The 18527-nt window shown below is 66.9% G+C and carries 16 protein-coding genes; 7 read left to right on the top strand and 9 right to left on the bottom strand.

Features of this window, described 5'->3' with window-relative positions; all coding sequences use genetic code 11:
- Positions 1-6: 6 nt before the first annotated feature.
- From AC1DKV_RS22030 to AC1DKV_RS22045, 4 genes are all read right to left on the bottom strand, one after another.
- Positions 7-1167, bottom strand: coding sequence for an efflux RND transporter periplasmic adaptor subunit (locus tag AC1DKV_RS22030; protein ID WP_441621115.1), 1161 nt, complete (start codon positions 1165-1167; stop codon positions 7-9).
- 2 nt (positions 1168-1169) lie between these two features.
- Entirely contained in the window at positions 1170-2459 is a 1290-nt protein-coding gene (locus AC1DKV_RS22035; protein WP_441621195.1) for a TolC family protein, read from the bottom strand.
- Positions 2460-2650: 191 nt separating this feature from the next.
- Positions 2651-2986 carry a cobalt-zinc-cadmium resistance protein gene (locus AC1DKV_RS22040; protein WP_477138014.1) on the bottom strand — a complete coding sequence of 112 codons (336 nt, stop codon included), beginning with the start codon at positions 2984-2986 and terminating at the stop codon, positions 2651-2653.
- A gap of 422 nt (positions 2987-3408) precedes the next feature.
- The gene (locus AC1DKV_RS22045; RefSeq protein ID WP_441621119.1) at positions 3409-3927 is read right to left on the bottom strand and encodes a hypothetical protein; all 519 of its coding nucleotides are present in this window, start codon (positions 3925-3927) and stop codon (positions 3409-3411) included.
- Positions 3928-4736: 809 nt separating this feature from the next.
- Here AC1DKV_RS22045 and AC1DKV_RS22050 point away from each other — a divergent pair.
- Positions 4737-5813 carry a porin gene (locus AC1DKV_RS22050; RefSeq protein ID WP_477138015.1) on the top strand — a complete coding sequence of 359 codons (1077 nt, stop codon included), beginning with the start codon at positions 4737-4739 and terminating at the stop codon, positions 5811-5813.
- Between the two features lie 354 nt (positions 5814-6167).
- On the opposite strand, the gene AC1DKV_RS22055 is transcribed toward AC1DKV_RS22050, so the two are convergent.
- Entirely contained in the window at positions 6168-6893 is a 726-nt protein-coding gene (locus AC1DKV_RS22055) for a cysteine hydrolase family protein (RefSeq protein WP_477138016.1), read from the bottom strand.
- Between the two features lie 83 nt (positions 6894-6976).
- A complete protein-coding gene (locus AC1DKV_RS22060; protein ID WP_441621125.1) occupies positions 6977-7567 on the bottom strand; it encodes a TetR/AcrR family transcriptional regulator in 591 nt (196 codons plus the stop codon).
- 214 nt (positions 7568-7781) lie between these two features.
- Here AC1DKV_RS22060 and AC1DKV_RS22065 point away from each other — a divergent pair, with 214 nt between their 5' ends.
- A complete protein-coding gene (locus AC1DKV_RS22065) occupies positions 7782-8537 on the top strand; it encodes an SDR family oxidoreductase (protein WP_477138017.1) in 756 nt (251 codons plus the stop codon).
- 169 nt (positions 8538-8706) lie between these two features.
- Here AC1DKV_RS22065 and AC1DKV_RS22070 read toward each other — a convergent pair whose 3' ends face one another.
- The gene (locus AC1DKV_RS22070) at positions 8707-9642 is read right to left on the bottom strand and encodes a LysR family transcriptional regulator (RefSeq protein WP_477138018.1); all 936 of its coding nucleotides are present in this window, start codon (positions 9640-9642) and stop codon (positions 8707-8709) included.
- Positions 9643-9805: 163 nt separating this feature from the next.
- On the opposite strand from AC1DKV_RS22070, the gene AC1DKV_RS22075 reads away from it, so the two are divergent.
- From AC1DKV_RS22075 to AC1DKV_RS22090, 4 genes are all read left to right on the top strand, one after another.
- Entirely contained in the window at positions 9806-11038 is a 1233-nt protein-coding gene (locus tag AC1DKV_RS22075; RefSeq protein WP_441621131.1) for a CaiB/BaiF CoA transferase family protein, read from the top strand.
- 19 nt (positions 11039-11057) lie between these two features.
- Complete coding sequence (locus AC1DKV_RS22080) at positions 11058-12197, top strand: acyl-CoA dehydrogenase family protein (protein WP_477138019.1); 1140 nt, start codon at positions 11058-11060, stop codon at positions 12195-12197.
- Between the two features lie 83 nt (positions 12198-12280).
- On the top strand, positions 12281-13738 hold the full coding sequence (locus AC1DKV_RS22085; protein ID WP_477138020.1) for a purine-cytosine permease family protein: 1458 nt from the start codon (positions 12281-12283) through the stop codon (positions 13736-13738).
- A gap of 110 nt (positions 13739-13848) precedes the next feature.
- Positions 13849-14049, top strand: coding sequence for a DUF3606 domain-containing protein (locus tag AC1DKV_RS22090; RefSeq protein WP_441621136.1), 201 nt, complete (start codon positions 13849-13851; stop codon positions 14047-14049).
- Between the two features lie 60 nt (positions 14050-14109).
- On the opposite strand, the gene AC1DKV_RS22095 is transcribed toward AC1DKV_RS22090, so the two are convergent.
- Positions 14110-16095 carry an alkyl/aryl-sulfatase gene (locus AC1DKV_RS22095; RefSeq protein WP_477138042.1) on the bottom strand — a complete coding sequence of 662 codons (1986 nt, stop codon included), beginning with the start codon at positions 16093-16095 and terminating at the stop codon, positions 14110-14112.
- Between the two features lie 107 nt (positions 16096-16202).
- Here AC1DKV_RS22095 and AC1DKV_RS22100 point away from each other — a divergent pair, with 107 nt between their 5' ends.
- A complete protein-coding gene (locus tag AC1DKV_RS22100) occupies positions 16203-17093 on the top strand; it encodes a LysR family transcriptional regulator (RefSeq protein WP_477138021.1) in 891 nt (296 codons plus the stop codon).
- A 55-nt stretch (positions 17094-17148) separates the two neighbouring features.
- Here AC1DKV_RS22100 and AC1DKV_RS22105 read toward each other — a convergent pair whose 3' ends face one another.
- Complete coding sequence (locus tag AC1DKV_RS22105; protein ID WP_477138022.1) at positions 17149-18318, bottom strand: catalase family peroxidase; 1170 nt, start codon at positions 18316-18318, stop codon at positions 17149-17151.
- Between the last annotated feature and the right edge of the window lie 209 nt (positions 18319-18527).

The raw sequence follows: 18527 nt of genomic DNA on the forward strand, positions 1-18527 counted from the left end.
GGCTGCTTACCCCTGTTCCAGGCGCTTGCGCTCGTTGTCGAGATGGAAGGCGCCGTCGACCACGATGCGCTCGCCCGCCTTCACGCCGCTGAGCACCACACGCATGCCGTCGCTCTCCGCGCCCAGCTTGACCTTGGCCACGCGATACAGGCCGGCGGCCTGTTCMACGTAGACCTGCTCGTCGTTGCCATCGCGCACGATGGCCGATTCGGGGATTACCAGTTGCTCGCTGGGCGCGCTGTTGATCAGCATGCTGGCCAGCATGGCGGGCTTGAGGCGCCCTTCGCGGTTCTCCAGCTCGGTGCGCACCAGCACCGTGCGCGTCTGCGGGTTCACCGTGCGGCCCACGTAGATCAGCTTGCCGGTGATCTGCTTCTGGCCGGCGCCGTTGCCAAGCGACGGCACCTCGATGTTCACGCTCTGGCCTTCGGCCACCAGCGCGGCCTGCTGCTCGGGCACCTCCGCCACCACCCACACGCGCGACAGGTCTGCCACGGTATAGAGCGCATCGGCCGGCTGCACCACCTGGCCCTGCGCCACGTTGCGCTCCACCACCGTGCCGCTGATGCTGGAGAACACCGGCGAATAGGAGTCGATGCTGCCGCTCCTGGCCAGTTGCGCCACGGCCGCGGCCGACATGCCGAGCACGCGCAGCTGGTCGCGGTAGGCGCGCATCTCGGCCGAGGAAATCGCCAGCTCGCTCTCGCGCCGCTGCAGCTCGCCGCGCCCGATCACGTCGGCGGCGAACAGCTGGCGCGCGCGTTCGGCATTGCGGGCCTGCAGTTCGGTCTGCGCCTCGGCCTTGAGGAAGGCCATCTGCGCCGCACCCAGCTCGCTGCTGTGCAGGCGCGCCAGCACCTGGCCCGCCTTGACCTCCTGGCCAAGGATGCCGTAGAGGTCGGTCACGCGCCCGGTCACGCTGGCGCCGATGCGCGCCACGCGCTGTTCGTCGAAATCGATGCGGCCAGCCACGCGCAGCACCTCGCTGAAGGCACTGGTGGCAACCGGCGCCACCTTCAGGGTCTGTTGCAGGCTGGCTTCGGGCTTGACCACGCCCGGCGGCTGCCTGGGCGCCTCGGCGGCGGGTGCGGGATCGTCGGAGCAGCCGGCCAGGGAAAACAGCAGGGCTGCGGTTGCCGTCAGGGAAAGAAGGAAATGGGGACGCATGCTTAGTTGTTTTCCGTAGGTGCCGTGGGAGCAGGAGAAACCGCAGGAGCCGCGGGAGCCGCGGGAGCCATCGGCGCCGCGGGCTCGCCGGGCACGCTCGACAGCAGCTTCTCGATCTGGATGGTGGCGGTCTGCAGTTCGTACTGGGCCGCGATCAGGTCGCTGCGCGCGCCGCGCAGCACGCGCTGGGCATCGAGGTAATCGAGGATGCCGCGCTCGCCGAAGCGGTAGGCCGACTCGGCCACCGCCAGGGCGGACTCCGCCTGGCGCACGATGCCGCCTTCCAGCGCGCCGACCTGCGACTGCGTGATCTCGTACTGGCGGTAGGCGGTTTCCAGCTCTTGCATCAGCTCGAACTCGCGCAGCTCCAGCGCGGTGCGCGCCTGGATGGCGTGCGCCGTGGCCTCGCCCACGGGGCCCTTGCGGCGGTCCCACAGCGGGATGGTCAGGGTCAGGCCGACCTGGGTGACGGTGTTGTCGGGCTGCCGCTCGGCGCTGGCGCGCAGCGCCAGCTCGGGCAGGCGCAGCGACCGCTGGTAGTCCACCGCCAGGTTGGCGCGGTCCGCCTCGATACGGCGCTGGCCGAGCTCGGCGTTGGTGCCGTTGAGCGTGTCGCGCAACACCGGCAGGGCCGGCAGCGGCGCTTGCTGGCCCAGACTGCCGGCGAGCGAATAGTCCGCCGGCATGGCGCCGCCGACCTGCTGGCGCAGCGTTGCCTTGGCCTGGTTGACGCGCAGCTGGGCGCTCTGCAGCGTCTTCTGCGTGCTCAGCAGCTCGGTCTCGGCCTTGATCAGTTCGTAGCGCGGGGCCTCGCCCACCTCCACGCGCACGCGTGCGCGGTCATGGATCTGCCGCATCAGCGTMAGGTCGTCCCGTGCCGCGGCCTGCTCGGTCTCCCGGCGCAGCACCTCGAAATAGGCGGTCTTGACCCGTGCCGCCAGCTCGGCCTTGAACGCCTGGCGGCCTGCTTCGGTGGCCTCGAGGCTGCGCCCGGCAATGTCCGCGCGCAGTTTGCGCTGCTGCGGGTAGTCCAGCTTCTGGGTGACGGACACCGTCGGCGCGGCGCCGCCGGCGACGCCGGACGTGCGCGGCGACAGGCGTCCGTACAGCACTTCCACCTGTGGATTGGGGTAGGCGCGCGCGCTGGTCACCGCGGCGCTGGCGGCATCGACGCCGGCCTGGGCCGCCTCGACGCCCTTGTTGGTGGACTGCGACAAGGACAGCAGTTGCGGCAAGGTGAACGTCTGCGCCGCCAGGGCCGGCAAGGCTCCGAGCGACAGCAGCGCCACCATGGAATACATAGTGATCTGTTTGATCTGCATGACAAAKGGGGGCAGGCAAAACGGCTGCGCGCCCGCCACCCGCGCGCAGGCAGCACGCGCCGGTGGTCAGCCCGCGATCGCGAACGCGAGCGGGCCCGGGCGCCCAGGCAATGGGAATGCATACCGGGCGCGCCAGCAGCGCGCCAGGATTGCCAGGGCTGTCAGATCAGGGAAATCGGAGGCTTGAAGAACGCCGCCGGCAGCGGGGCCGTGGGCGCGGGGAACCGATGCGCGATCTCGCTGGGTGGCAGCGAAACGCGTACGTTGGGCAGCGCGAACAGCGCGCTGGATTCCTCGATCTCGTCGAGCAGGTCGAGCGGATCGAGCAGGTCGGCGGACCAGATCTCGCAGTAGCCCGGAGGATCCTCCTGCGCCACCGCATCAGGCTCCGACTCGGCTGTGAGGCCATCGTCGCCCGGCGCGATCACGCGGCCCAGGTCGGCGCTGTCTTCCAGTTCGTCGAGCGTCCGGGAAAGCGCTGCATCCTGAAGTTCCATCCGTACCGCCTCGGGCTGCGCGCCAACCGCGCGCACGTTCGCMGTTGCCCCGAAGGACAACAGAGACAGGCACAGGACGGTGAGCAGGAGCAGCAGGGATCGCATGGATTGGGGGCGGTACGAAAGCGGTCCGGGTGGCGCGGCAGCTCGCCTTGGGCGAGCCGCGCACCAATGGTGCAAGGCAACATTGTAACGCGGATGCTCAACATAGACAGGGAAAGGCGYCCGGCGTTCCCTCTGGATGCGGACAGGGGCCGGGTTGCCGGGGACGTTCCCCGAATAAAGCGAGCGGGCCAGGTTTCCACTTTGTCCCCGCAACGCCGGCACGCGTCGGCACGCGGAGGACGTGCAGCGCGGCGCGCCAGGCAGCCGGGGCATCGCGCCCCGTGCCGAATGCCGGAATCGCGGTCAGCCGGCCTGGATCACTTGCTGCGGCTGCGGTCGCCGCCAAGCGGGTCGACGATGATCATGGTGCGGTCCAGCACGCCGCTGTCGTCAAAATAAGCGCTGAAATGGGCCGGCAGGTAGCCACTGGCGTAGAGCCGGTAGGACCATGCCTCGCGCTTCATGAGGGGGTAGTACTGGACGGGCTCACGTGGCAGGCCGAAGCGCTCGGCCACGTCACGCTTGGTCCAGACGCCTGGCCGCGCCTCGTAGATCTCTTTTTCGGTCAGCATCTGGCGGAAACTGGCGAGATTGCCGCCGGCATCGAAATCCGCCGCATAGACCTCATGCCCGAGAGGCTGTTTCGAATAGATCCAGCGGCTGGTGCCGCCGGCGAGCTGATAAGTCTCKGTGGGCGCGCCAAAGGTCTCGCGCACGGAAGTCTGCGGGTTGCCGATCATTTTCTGCGCAGTCTGGACGGGGTCCAGAAACGCGCAGGCACTTAGCGCGATCGCGACCGCTGACGCGGCCATCCATCTTGGCAGGCGGTATTGCATGGCGATTCTCCAGCGTCGGCGCGGACCCTGTTTCCACGGGCAGAAACCTATTCAGCATAGTCCACCCGAATGCGGCCGGCACGCGCCCGGCACGCACCCTGCCCCTACGGTAAACGGGCGGGACGGGGAAAATATTCCATCGATGGCGAAGGGTCCCTGACATCGCGGTTGCCGCCTGCGGACGCGCCTTCACCAGCAACCCCATATCCGGCGCTGCGCCCGGTACCAACAGCTTGCGAACCATGCACGCTCCGATGGTGGCGCACGCAAGGCAAAGCCCGGCATCCGCCGCTAAGAATAATCCGGCAACATGTTAATTATCGTCCACACCAGAGTCAATGGCGGCGAGGTGGGGGGTGCCTGACCGGCAAAGCCATCTGGAGGCCAGCGGCTCGCTACCGGCTCACCGTCGCGGAGCCGTGATCGCCCATGCGTAGCAGCGGGTAATGGATCACGGCACGAAATAGCCGGCGTCGAAGCGCAAGCCCTCCCCGGATGCATCTGCAACGCCAAATATTCATATCGAATTACTCGGATTTTCTCGGATTATTCTCATCAATATTTTCCACCATTTTCTCCACCAACAATTCCGCCGCCAATCCATGCGATCCGTAAAACAAAGGGAATGGCGTCAATTCCGCCCGGAGTCTCATAACACGGGGCTCCAGCCACMAATCCAAGCCATTTAGGAATTTGACTAAAAAACAGAAATAGTTGTCATCACAGCGCAATCCAATCGTAATGACTTCCTGAATAGACTCCAGCTCTTGTTCTTTCTATTTCTAATAATTACCAGCTGGAGAATAACAATGAGGAAGACGAGATATTCCGCAACCAAACTGGCCGCCCTTCTTGCCGTGACGGCAGGTACCGCAGCTACGGCCTCGGCGCAATCGAGCGTCACGCTCTACGGCGTGGCGGACGTGGGCGTCGAGTACCTCTCCAACGCGCCCGCCGCGAGCGGCAGCGGCAACGTGTACCGGCTGTCGTCCGGCAATATGTCCACTTCGCGCTGGGGCATGCGCGGGACGGAAGACCTGGGCCGCGGCCTGAAGGCGGTCTTCGACCTGGAAAGCGGCTTCAACCTCGACGAGGGCGCCCAGAGCGGCAACCGGCTGTTCGATCGCGGCGCATTCGTCGGCCTTGCCGGCGACTTCGGGCAAATCACCCTCGGGCGGCAAACCACGCCCTTGTACGACACCACCATCCGGCTCGACCCGATGGGCTTCGCGCCGCGCTATTCACTGTTCCGCAGCGACGCCGTGCTGGCGGGACGGGCGGACAACGCCATCAAGTACCGCCACAGCTTCGCCGGCCTCACGGTAGCCGCGCTGTATAGCTTCGGCCGGACCGGCACCGGCGAGATCCCCGGCGACAGCAAGGTGGACCGCAGCTTCGGCGCCAGTCTTTACTACGAAAACGAAGCATTTGCCGGCGGCCTGGTCTACGACGAATACCAGGGCACCTCCGTCGCCGCCCGCAACCGCAAGGACCGCCGCGTGGCGGCCGGCGCCAGCTATGCATTCGGCCCGGTGACGCCTTACATCGGCTATCGCTGGCTGAACKGGGACGTCAGTGGCGACGTCCGCTCCAACCTCTACTGGGTCGGCTTGCGCTACAAGGCAACGCCCGCGCTCTCGCTCTCGGGCGCGGCCTATTACACGGACTTCAGGAACAGCAACGCAGACCCCATGATGTTTGCCGCCTCCGCCGACTATGCCTTCTCCAGGCGCACCGACGTGTACATCAACGCGGGCTACGCACGCAACAGGAATGGCTCGGGACTCGGCCTGAACGGCCTCAACCCGGCGACCGGCGCGCMCACCAGCGTGATCCCCGGCAAGAACCAGACCGGCGTCGTCGCCGGCATCCGCCACCGCTTCTGAGCCGCACGCGCATATCGACGCTCCACCTGAAACGGGAGCTTTCAGCCATCGCAGTGCCTTGCGGTGGCTTTTTTTCGTGCTTTGCCGCTTTGAATCTTCCGCTCACACATTGCCAACAAATATCGATTTGTTGGCAAAAATCAAAACACGACCCCCGCTAAAACGGATCTTTAATTCCCACACCCCCATCTTTATCCGCATCAACACAAAGCAATGATGCGGATACCGATGCGAAGGCGCCGAACCCTGCGCCAACGGCGCGCATCACGGAGGGAGCGACTCACCGCAATAGCGGATCTGCGTCGCTCGTTGCCGGCGCTTTCGGGATGCAGACTTGCGCGGGCATCGCCGGGACTACGCCGCGATGTCCACGCTTCCCGCCAGCCGTCGCACGGTTTCTTCGGTATCCCAGAGCGCGTTCGCGAGATAGCGGAAATTGACCAGGGCCGCGTGATAGCCGTCGCCCTCCGGCACCTTCGGACCGGCCACCGCATCGCGCACCACCGCAACTTCGAAGCCCTGCTCCAGCAGATCCCGCAAATGGGATTCGACGCAGAGATTGGCGGCCATGCCAGCGAGGATCACCTGGTCGACCCGCTGCTTGCGCAACTGCAGAACGAGGTCGTTTGTCTGCGGGCCGTAGAGCTTGTGCGTTGAGCAGATAATCGTCTTGCCGTCCTCGATGTAGGGCTTGAGCTCCGGCATGAAATCCGCACCCGAGTCGCGGAATCCGTCCACCGTCAGCGCGCCAGGGCGGTCAAACATRCCGACGGCATGCTGGAACCGCTCCGCGGGACCCTGCACTTTCCACGTGTGATCGTGCGGATAGTAATAGTGGGGAGAAATGGCAACGGTGATGCCGGCCTGCTTCGCGCCCTGGAACAGACGGATAAGGTTGGGGACCAGGTTTTGCTCCGTCACGCTTTCTCCGACAACGCCCCAGCTACGGCCTTCCGGACTCATGAAGTMGATCTGCGGGTCGATGACCACGAGCGCAGTGCGCGATAGATCGAGGGTGAGGCCGGCCTTCGGCAGAGCCGGGTCAACGGGATCCGCATACCGGGTGTGGTGATTGCACATGGGAAAGTACCTCTCATGGTAAGCCGGTTCGAATCCGGCAAAATTAATACACGACCAGTCGTCTATTTAAAAAGGTAAAAAAATCAGCCCAGCAGCCGCTTGAGGGTGACCTGCTGAAAACGTCGGCAGGCCTCGCCATTGCGCTCGACCTTGCTGCGCAGCACCGCGCCCTCCCAGGCCTCGACGATGATGGCCGCGAGCTGCGCGGAATCATGATCCGCAGCAAGCTCCCGGCGCGTCTTCGCCTCATCGAGGCAGGCAACAACCATACCTTCCCAGCGCGCCAGGATCCGCTCCAGGGCACCCCGGACTTCGACACTGGAATTGGAAAGCTCAAGGGAAAGATTACCTACCATGCACCCAAGCCTGAATTCTTGCGCGGCATGATCGTCCACCAGCAATGCGAACAGCGTCTCGATGCGCTCCAGCGGCTTGATGCGAGCGTCGTACATCACTTTGCCATGGCGTTGTTCGATTGACTCCCAATAGGCCTCGAGCACTTCGGCGGCAAAGGTTTCCTTGCTGTCGAAGTAGCTGTAGAAGGACCCCTTGGGGACATCCGCGGCAGCCACGATGTCCTGCACCCCGGCCCCGTTGAAGCCCAGCTCGTGGACAACACGGCCGCCGTCGGTCAGCAGGCGGTTGCGGATCTCGGGGTTGGCGGGCCTGGGCATGTCGAATTCGGTGATAAAGGTGGATGGGCGAAAGATAGACGACTGGTTGACTATTGTCAAACGCCCCGTACGCGCGCCGGGTTACCCAGGCCGTGGCTGGTCGCCGTCACCCTGACGTCCCTGTCGTTGACTTTCTTGTTGGCGCGTGCTAACCCACTTGAGCATCCGATTTTTTCCTCGCCTCCATTCGAACCCAGTTATGGGAGAGTGAACCATGAAGATCATCGTCATCGGCGGTACCGGCCTGATCGGCTCGAAGACCGTCGCCATCCTGCGCCAGGGCGGCCACGAGGTCGTCGCCGCATCTCCCAAAAGCGGTGTCAACACCATCACCGGCGAGGGGCTCAAGGAGGCCCTCGCCGGAATGCAGGTCGTGATCGACCTCGCCAATTCGCCCTCTTTTGAAGACAAGGCGGTGCTGGAATTMTTCGAGACCTCCGGCCGCAACCTTGCCGCGGCGGAGGCCGCGGCGGGCGTCGGGCACCATGTCGCGCTATCCATCGTCGGGATCGAACGGACGCCCGACAATGGCTATTTCCGCGCCAAGGTCGCCCAGGAGAAACTGGTGGAAGCCTCCGGCATCCCCTACACCGTCATCCGCTCGACCCAGTTCCTGGAATTCCTCGGCGGCATCGCCGCTTCGGGCGCGGATGGAAACGTCGTCAGGATTTCGCCCGGCCTGTTCCAGCCCATCGCGGCGGACGACGTTGCCGCCATCGTTGCCGATGTGGCGCTCGCGGCGCCGAAGGGCGGCACCGTCGAGATCGCGGGTCCGGAACGCGCGCCGTTCAACGAAATCGTCGCTCGTTACCTGAAGGCCGTCGGCGACCCGCGTGAGGTGGCGCGTGACCCCGAGGCCCGATATTTCGGCGGCCTGGTCGAGGAGTTTTCGCTCGTGCCGCTAGGCGAGGCGCGCCTCGGCCATATCGGTCTCGACGAATGGCTGCGCCGCTCGCAGGCAGGAGCCTGATCCCGCATCCACCAAGCGAATGGCAGGGGCGCCATGAAGCGTATCTTCATGGTGGACACGAACGGGACGGAACTGACGATCCCGTTCGGGAACTGAGGTTCAAGACCTTTCGCGCCTGACCGCGAAAGCCGCACCAGACCGCCCGCGGCTCTCCGCGTGGCGATCTGCGTCATGCCGTTGCACGCGTGCGCCCCCGGCGCGCGGCCTGCGCCGCCATCGCCTCGCCCACCGCCTCGCGCGCGCAGCCGGCCAGCAGCTCCGAAGCCGGGCTGCGCGATGCGCGCGCCGAGCGCGCGATCACCAGCGGCTGGCGCACGGTTTCCTCGCGGATGGGCCGCTCCACCACGCCGACGGTCTGCGCCGCGGCCGGCGCCTGCGTGATCAGCAACGCCACGCCCAGCCCGTTGGCCACCATGCTGCGCGCCAGCTCCAGCGACGTCGCGCGGTAGCGGACCTCGGGCTGCAGCCCGAATTGCCAGAACGGCGCCATCAGGAATTCGCGGCTGTGCGGCAGGTCGATCAGGATCAGCGCCTCCTGCGCCAGCGCGTGCAGCGATACGCCGCCGCGCCCCCGGGCGAGCCTGGATCCGGCCGGCACCAGCCCGTACGGCCGCAGTTCGGCCAGGCATTCACGCTCGATCTCGATGGGCAGCCCCACATCGTAGGTCAGCGCGAACTCGATATGGCCGCTGTGCAGCCAGTCTTCGAGCTGCGCCAGGTCGCCCTCGACAAAGCGCACCRTCAGGTTCGGATAACGCTCCCGTGCGATGCGCAGCAGCAAGGGCAGGTACACCGGCGCCAGCGTGCTGAACACGCCGATCTGCACCTCGCCCGCGGMGCCGTCGCCGCTCTTGCCGGCCTCGAACGCGGAAGCCGCGCGCAGGATCTCCCTGGCTTCGGCCAGCTTCTGCACCCCGAAGCGGGTCAGCGTCATCTTCGATCCCGCATCGCGCGCGAACAGCGCTGCCTCGAACAGCGTTTCCAGCTCCCGGATGGCGACCGAGATCGAAGGCTGCGACACATTGAGCTGCCGCGCCGCGGCYGTCGTGCTGCCGGTATCGGCGGCCGCGGCGAAGTAGCGCAACAGGCGCAGGGAGATACGCATCAGGAAATCGTATAGGTACTAGTTGATTTCCATATTTTACTTGATAGCCATCGATGCACAGAATCCAGGTCACAGGAACGCGGTCCGCGCGGCGACGCCGGCGCACAAGCGTCGCGACAAGCGTTCGAGACAGCGTTCGAGACAAGACCTGGAGGCGCAAGCAATGACCCATCCCGACCCGAATCCCGCCGGCATGCTGGCCGGCATCCGCGTGATCGACTTCTCCCGTGTGCTGGCCGGGCCTTACTGCACGGCGCTGCTCGCCGATCTCGGCGCCGAAGTGATCAAGATCGAACCACCCGGCGGCGACGACTATCGCGCCGTCGGCCCCTTCGCTGGCGGCGAGAGCGGCCTGTTCTCCGCCATGAACCGCAACAAGCAGAGCATCGTCATCGACCTCAAGGCCGAGGCCGGACTCGCGCTGGCACGCTCGCTGTGCGCGCAGGCCGACGTGGTGGTGGAGAATTTCCGCCCGGGCGTGGCGGACAAGCTGGGCATCGGCTACGCGGCGCTGCAGGCGCTCAATCCGGCGCTGGTGTATGCCAGCGTCTCGGGCTTCGGCCAGACCGGCCCCGAATCGCACCGCCCCGCCTACGACATCATCCTGCAGGCCCTGTGCGGCCTGATGGACGCCACCGGGTCGCCGGACGGCCCGCCCACCGTGCTGGGCGAGGCGGTCTCCGACGTGGTGAGCGGGCTGTTCGCCTCCTGGGGCATCCTGGCCGCCCTGCTGGCGCGCCACAAGACCGGCCAGGGCACGCACGTGGATGTCTCGATGTTCGACGCCACGCTCAGCCTGAGCGCCACGCTGGTCGCCCGCTATGCCGCCACCGGCCTGGCGCCGCGCCGCGTGGGCAACCGCCATCCGTCGTCCGCGCCGTTCGGCGCCTACCGTGCCGCGGACGGCTTCTACGTGGTGGCGGTGCTGAACAACAAGCTGTTCCACGCGCTGGCCGGCGCCATCGGCCAGCCCGCGCTGGCGAGCGACCCGCGCTTCGCCGACGACCACACGCGCTGCAGCCATGAAGCCGATCTGCGCGCGTGCATCGAGCACTGGTCCGCCACCCGCACGGTGGCGCAGGTCAATGACACCCTTGGCGCCGCGGGCATCCCCGTCGCGCCGATCCGCAACGTCAAGCAGGCGCTCGAAAGCGAGCATGCCGGACATCGCGGCCTGCTCAGCGAGGTGCGGGACGCGCAAGGCGGCGCGGCCCGCGTGCCTACCCAGCCGGTGAAGTTCTCTGGCCAGGCCGCCAACCGCGCATGCCGCGCGCCCGCGCTCGGCCAGCACACCGACGCCATCCTGCGCACGCTCGGCATCACCGCCGGGGATGCCCGCGCCCTGCGTGCCAGCGGCGCATTCGGACCGGATGCAGTCACCCCCGCGCACGCCTGAACCAAACTGGAGAATCAACATGCATGAACGACTGGGCGTACAGCCGGCCGACATCGAAATGGCCGACGCCATCGGGCGTTTCGCCCGCATTGAACTCGCACCCAGGGCCGCGGAGGTGGACCGCGACGAAATCCCGTCCACGCGCTACGTGCCCCAGCTCGCCGAACTCGGCGTGATGGGCATGAACCTGCCGCAGCGCTGGGGCGGCATCGATGCCTCGCCCGTGGCGCTGATCCTCTCGCTGGTGGAAATCGCCAAGGCCTGCGCCTCCACCTCGTCGATGATCGGCGCGCACTACCTGTCCACCGACTCGATCCTGATCGGCGGCGACGACGACCTGCGCGCGCGCTACCTGCCGGACGCCGCCGCCGGCACCAGGCTCGGCGCCTTCGCGCTGACCGAGCCGCGCGCCGGCTCCAACCCTGCCGACATGGCCACGCGCGCCACGCCCGAAGGCAACGGCTACCGGCTGCGCGGCGTGAAGCACTTCATCTCCAACGCCAACKCGGCGGACTTTATCGTGGTCTACGCCAAGACCGATCCCGATGCCGGCACGCGCGGCATCAGTGCCTTCGTGGTCGACCGGCACACAGAGGGCGTGGACGTGGCCCCGGCGGAAAAGCTGATGGGCATCCGCGGCGCCCCCGCGCACGAGGTGGCGCTCGACTGCTTCGTGCCCGCCGCCAACCGCCTCGGCGCCGAAGGCAGCGGCTTTCGCACCGCCATGAAGGTGCTCGACAACAGTCGCCTGGACGTGGCCGCCACCAGCCTCGGCATCGCCGAAGCCGCGCTCGAGGCCGCCACCGGCTGGGCCAGGCAGCGCCACGTGGGCGGCGAGCCGCTCTCGCGCAAGCAAGGCCTGCAATGGATGTTCGCCGACATGCGCACGCGCCTCGAGGCCGCCTGGCTGCTGACACTGCAGGCGGCCGTGCGGCGCGGCGCGGGCCAGCCCTTCACGGACCATGCCTCCATGGCCAAGCTCTATGCGTCCGAGACGGTGGGCTTCGTCACCGACACCGCGCTGCAGATCCACGGCGGCTACGGCTTCACGCGCGAGATGCCGCTGGAGCGCCTGGTGCGCGACGCACGCATCCTGCGCATCTATGAAGGCTCTTCCGAAATCCAGCGCACCGTGATCGCGCGCGCGGCCTTTGCCTGAGCAACGCCGCCAGGCTGCCAATCCATGATTCGACCGCCGGCGGCACTGCCGCACGGCGGCGCACCCCGATGCAGGAGACAGACATGACAACCGATGACAAGGCGCATCGCCCCGGCGCCGCACCCGCGCCCACGCTGGTCGAACGCCGCTCGATCGACTTCATCCCCGACGCCGAGCGGCACGGCAGCCTGTCGAGCCAGTTCACGCTGTGGCTCGGCGCCAACCTGCAGGTCACGGCGGTGGTCACCGGCGCGCTGGCGGTAGTGCTMGGGGGCGACGTGTTCTGGTCGCTGATCGGGCTGTTCGCCGGCCAGCTCCTCGGTGGTGCGGTGATGGCGCTGCATGGCGCGCAGGGCCCGCAGCTCGGCCTGCCGCAGATGATCTCCAGCCGCGTGCAGTTCGGCGTGTACGGCGCCGTCATCCCGCTGGTGCTGGTGTGCGTGATGTACATAGGCTTCTCCGCCAGCGGCATGGTGCTGGCCGGCCAGGCCCTGGGCCAGTTGCTGCATATCGGCAACGGCAGCGCCATCCTGGTGTTCGCGGCCATGGTCGTGCTGCTGGCCACGCTGGGCTATCGCACCATCCATGCCATGGGCCGCATCGCCAGCGTGGTCGGCGTACTGGCCTTCCTGTACCTGTTCGCCAGCTTGCTGCACGGACACGACATCGGCGCGCTGCTGCAGCGGCGGCACTTCACGGTAGCGTCGTTCCTGCTGGCCGTGTCCCTGTCGGCCTCGTKGCAGATCGCCTACGGCCCCTACGTGGCGGACTATTCACGCTACCTGCCGCGCTCCACMTCCGCGCTCAAGACGTTCCTGGCGGTGGGCATCGGCTCCGTGGCAGGCGCGCAGATCGCCATGGTGTTCGGGGTCTTCGCCGCCGCGCTGGCCGGCGACCGCTTCGCCGGCCATGAAGTGGCCTTTATCGTCGGCCTCGGCGCCACCGGCGCGGTGGCCGCCCTGCTCTATCTCACCATTGCGCTGGGCAAACTCACCATCACCACCCTCAATGCCTACGGCAGCGTCATGTCCGTCGCCGCCATCCTCACCGGCTTCACCGGAAGGCGCACCATCGCGGGCCGCACGCGGCTGTTCTTCATCTTGCTGATGGCCGGCCTGTCCGCGGTGCTGGCGCTGGCCGGCGAGCGCGCCTTTCTCAAGGAGTTCTCGGCCTTCCTGCTGTTCCTGCTGGCTTTCTTCACGCCGTGGAGCGCCATCAACCTGGTCGACTACTATTTCGTCACCCGCGAGCGCTACGACATACCCGCCCTGTTCGATCCCGACGGGCGCTACGGCCGCTGGAACCTGACCGGCATCGCGGTCTACGCGCTMGGCGTGCTGGTGCAACTGCCGTTCATCGCCACGGGCTTCTATACCGGCGCGCTGGTGGACACGCTCGGCGGCGTCGATATCTCATGGATCATCGGCCTCATCGTGCCCGCGGCGCTCTACTATTTCGCGTGCCGCGCCACCGTGCGCGAACTGCCGCAATCGCTGGCCCTGCCTGACCAAGCCGGGCGCACCGAACCCTCGGGCGGCTAAAGGACCACGCGAGCCGCCTGCGAATTTCGGTGCGGCGGACCGTATCGGGCCGACTACAATGCAATGCGCGACAGTCCTCCGACGAGGCCTGCAACCGCCCGGAGATGCGCATGAGCCACGATCTGAAGGACTTCAGGCCCCTGGACCCGGGCCGCGTGAACACCATGGACGGCGTCGAAGTGCAGTACTGGTGCATGGCGCTCAACTGCACGTCGGCCGAACTGCAGGAAGCCGTGGCCAATGCGGGCGACCACATCTCCGCGGTGCGCGCGCGGCTCGAAGCGTTGTATCCGGAGAGGCGGCACGGATAGGCTGCCGGCGGCCTCCCTGCCGCGTGGCTGACAGGAGGGCCGGTACAGGCCGCTGCCGCCTCAGCGCAGCGGCTGCGGCGTGACGATATTGAAGCGCGGATCGAAGCTGTCCAGCATGCCGAACAGCGACGTGACGGCGCGCGGGTCCCCGCTGATGCGGATCGCGCCGCCCTGCACCGCATCGGCCACGCTCAGTTGCTTGAGGCTGATCTTGTCGAGCGTGGATTTTTCCAGTGTGATGGTCGCGGTGGGCTGCGCCGCCTGCGTGTCGGCAAGGTAAGTCAGGGCGCTGTTGCGCAAGGTCATTGCATAGCGCTGCTGCAGATCGGTGAAATTCCAGTTCAGCGTCATCTGCCTGCCGGCGGCCTTGTCGGCATTCAGGCGCGCGGCGAGAAAGTCGAAGAAATTCGGCACCGTCAGCGCACGGATCAGGTCGGGCGACCCCAGCCCGCCGGAGAATTTCTTGTCGACGCCATCGCGCAGTTCCTGCGCGCCCGTCAGATAGACGTTGCGCCAGGTGGCGTTCTCGCTCTGATAACCGAGTTGCTCGAGCGCATCGGCCTGCAGCGCGCGGGCGGCGGCGTTGTCGGGATCGGCGAACACCAGCTCGTTGCCGATCTGCGCCACCCAGCGGTATTCGCCGCGGGCATAGGCCTCGCGGGCCCTGGCGAGCACCGCTTCGGCGCCCCCCATCCATTCGATGGTCTTCCTGGCGGCCTGCACCGGCGGCAGGGGGTTCAGGTGCGCCGGGTTGCCGTCGTAGAAGCCGAGATAACGTTGGTAGACGGCGCGCACGTTGTGACTGACCGAGCCATAGTAATCGCGCGCGTACCATTTGCTGCCCAGCGGCTCGGGGAGCTTCTTCAGGGTCTCGGCAATGTCCAGCGGCGTCAGGCCCTGGTTCATCAGGCGCAGCGTCTGGTCATTCAGGTAGGCGTACATGTCGCGCTGGTCCGACAGCATCTCGACGATCTGCCCGCGCCCCCAGGTCGGCCAGTGATGCTGGCCGATCAGGATGTCGGTGCGCTCGCCGTAGCGCTGCAGGGACTGCCCGATGTAATACGACCAGGCCTTGGCATCGCGCACCTGGGCACCGCGCAGCGTCAGCAGGTTGTGCTGTGTGCGCACGGCATTCTCGGCGATGCACAGCGTGCGCAGCTGCGGGAAGTACAGGTTCATCTCCGCCGGCGCTTCGGTGCCGGGCGTGAGCTGGAATTCGATGTCGATGCCGTCGATACGCCGCGTATCGATGCTCTTGCCGATGAGGTCGGTGGGCGCGAGCAGCGTAATGGTGCCGCGCGCGGTCGCCTTGCCCAGGCCGACATCGACCAGGCCGGTGGCGCTCTGCGGCAACTGGGTACCGTACATGTACTGTGCGCGCCGGCCCATGGCATTGCCCGCCAGCACGTTTTCGCTGACGGCCTCTTCCATGAAACCGGCCGGCGCCAGGACAGCGACCTTGCCGCGTTTCACGTCGTCTTCGCTGACAATGCCCTTGGCCCCGCCGAAGTGATCGGCGTGGCTGTGCGTGTAGATGACCGCGACTACCGGCTTGCGCGGCCGGTTGGCGTAGTACAGGTCCAGGGCGGCCCGCGCCGTCTCGGCGCTCAGCAAGGGATCGATCACGATCAGGCCGGTGTCGCCCTCGACGATGTCCATATTGGAGATATCGGCGCCGCGCACCTGGTACAGGCGGTCGGTGACCTTGAACAGGCCGGCTTCGTTGTTGACCTGCGCCAGCCGCCACAGGCTCGGGTTCACCGTGGGCGGCGCCGCGCCCTGCTCGAAGGCGTAGGGATCGAAGTCCCATACCACGCGGCCATCCGCGGCGCGGATGACGCGTTCGGGAAAGCGCGCCACCAGGCCGCGGCGGGCATCTTCGAAATCCTGGCGGTCATTGAACGGCAGCGCCTGCTGCCACGCCGCATTGGCGCTGGCCGTCAGGGGGGTGGCAGGTCCGGCGGCACGCGCGGCGCCCGGGTGGGTGGCAAACCACGCGGCAGACGCGGCGGCAAGGGCGAGCGCAAGGGGGCGGGCAACGAGCATCATGGATGGAAAGCCTCGGAGGGTACAGCGAGACGCTTATTTGAGCCTTCCCACACATATAATTCAATTGCAAAATACGTATCCCATCGATGCATTGAGCGCATACCTTGAACCTCAAGCGGCTTGAACACCTGATCGCAGTGGCCGAGGAAGGATCGCTGGCCGGCGCCGCCCGCCGCGTCCACCTGAGCCAGCCGGCGCTCACGCGCAGCATCCAGGCCCTGGAAGACGAGGCAGGCGTGGCCCTGTTCGACCGGGGCGCGCGCGGCGCGACACTGACCACGACCGGCAGGATGGTGACGGAAAGAGCGCGGCGCATCCTGTTCGAGACGCACTGCCTGGAGCGCGACCTGGCCCTGGTGCAACAGCATKAGATGGGCAGCGTGCGGCTCGGACTGGGCCCGTTCCCGGCGGCGATCCTGCTGCCCGACATGCTGTGCGCCCTGCATCGCGACTGGCCGAAGCTGCGCATCGCGACCGAGGTCAATCATGCCGCGGCGCTGCTGGCGGGCCTGAATGCGGAAAAGCTGGATTTCCTGGTGGTGGAGCAAAGTACCATCCCCGTGGTGGCGGAGCTGGAGATGAAGCCCCTGCGGCCGGAGCCGGCGGGCTATTTCGTGCGTGCCGGCCACCCGCTCTGCGGCACGCCGGTCACGCCCGCGCAATTGCGCCAGGTGGCCCTGGTATCCGTGCTGTTCCCGGCGGAAACGCATGAGCGCCTGCGCCGGCTGCTGCGCTGCAAACCCGGCGAGGACCTGCCACTGCAGGTCGAAAGCAACGATTTCCGTGCGCTGACACACCTGACCAGCCATTCCGACGTGGTGCTGCTGGCGCCGACGCGCGCCCTGCGCGCCGAACTGGAAGCCGGCACGCTGGCCCAGCTCGATACGCAGGAGATTCCGGCGAACGGCCTGCGCTTCGCCATCGTGCGGCTGGCGCAGCGTACGCTGTCGCCGGCGGCCGAGCGGGCGGTGGCGGCCATCGAAGCGGTGGCCTGACGGCCGTAGCCGCCTGAGGCGGTGGCTGAGGCTGTGGCGGCCGGATCCGGTGCGCTCACTGCTGCGCCTGCGCCCGTCTGCGTGCCAGCGAGATGGCATAGGCAGCCTGGCGGGCCGCGAAGATTTCATCGGGCGGGCGCCCGATGCCGTCGGCAAGATTGCTCGGGTTGAAGATGGTTTCGTCGCACGGTGCGTTGTTCTCGATCGCATTGATCGTGATCGTGCCCAGCCGTACCGATTCGCGGCTATCCTCGTCCGGCCATCGCATKGTCGCATCCATGGTCGGATCCCCGGGACGGCCCAGCAAGGCCAGCACGTCGAACCTGAAGCCACCCGCGGCGATCCGCGCCTCGAGATCCCGGTAGAGGAAATCCGCCGGCTTGTCCTTGGCCTGCTCGTCCGACAGCGTCACGTCCCCGCCGGGCGGAACGACCTTGAACTTGATGAAGCGCACTTCCGCCCTGGCATTGGTGGCGGGAAACGCATGGACGCCCCAGTAGGTCGTTCCCGCGAAGCTGGCGGGAAGCGGTCTGGCGGCGACGAAGCTGGCCTGGTTCAGCGTTTCCGGATTGGCGGCGGAGAATGCCTTGACCTTCTCCGGATCCGGCTTGCCGTCCGGCCCCGGAACGCGCGCCCTGAGGAAGGCGAGCATCTGGTCGAGCGTTTTCGCGAAGTGCACCGGCGCGTTCTCCACCAGGATGTCCGATGTATGGCCGGCCTCACCCAGCTTGAACGCGAAGCCACGCAGCACCAGCTTGTTGGTGTCCGCCACGTTCGGGTTGCCGCCGCCAAGCGAGAACCGGCCAATGACGGGCGACGCCCGCGTGAAGCTCAGTGACCGGGTGACCTGGGCGGCCTGCGGCGACGGGGCATAGGTGCCGCGCACGCACTGGCCTTTKGCAAAGCTGGCGCGTGCCTTTGGGGGATCGCCTGCAACGGCTTTCAGTGTTTCCACGATCACCGCCGGATCGGCATGCACGACCGGCCCGGCGGGTTGCGCTTGTTGCGCGTTCGATGCCGGCATGCACAGGCCGCCCCCGCAGATGGCCAAAACTATCTGGCCCAAGGCTTTCGCCCGTCTGGTTTGCGCGTTCATCCCCTGGCCTCCTTCCGGTCCCGCACGAGCATCCGTATCGKGGCGCGACAAACTGAGATGAGCTAAAGCATAGACGGCAATGGCGCAATGGCCGGCCCCGAAGCACCGCTTTCTCGTATCGGCATGCAAGCGCGGTTCACGACAATCCGTGGGGGAAGATTCGCTTTGCGGCCCGTTCGAGTCCGATCCCGCCGCCTCCACGTGCCGGGCGCCCCCGTGCGGACCGGCCGTGCCGCCACCCGACACCCCTCCTTAGGGGGAATCGGATGCGCAACCTGCCAAGTCGCCTTCTGTGCCCTTGCCGCGATGAATCCGATAGAATCCAGCCTTTCCGATTC

The organism is Cupriavidus sp. 05T41 (assembly GCF_056396525.1).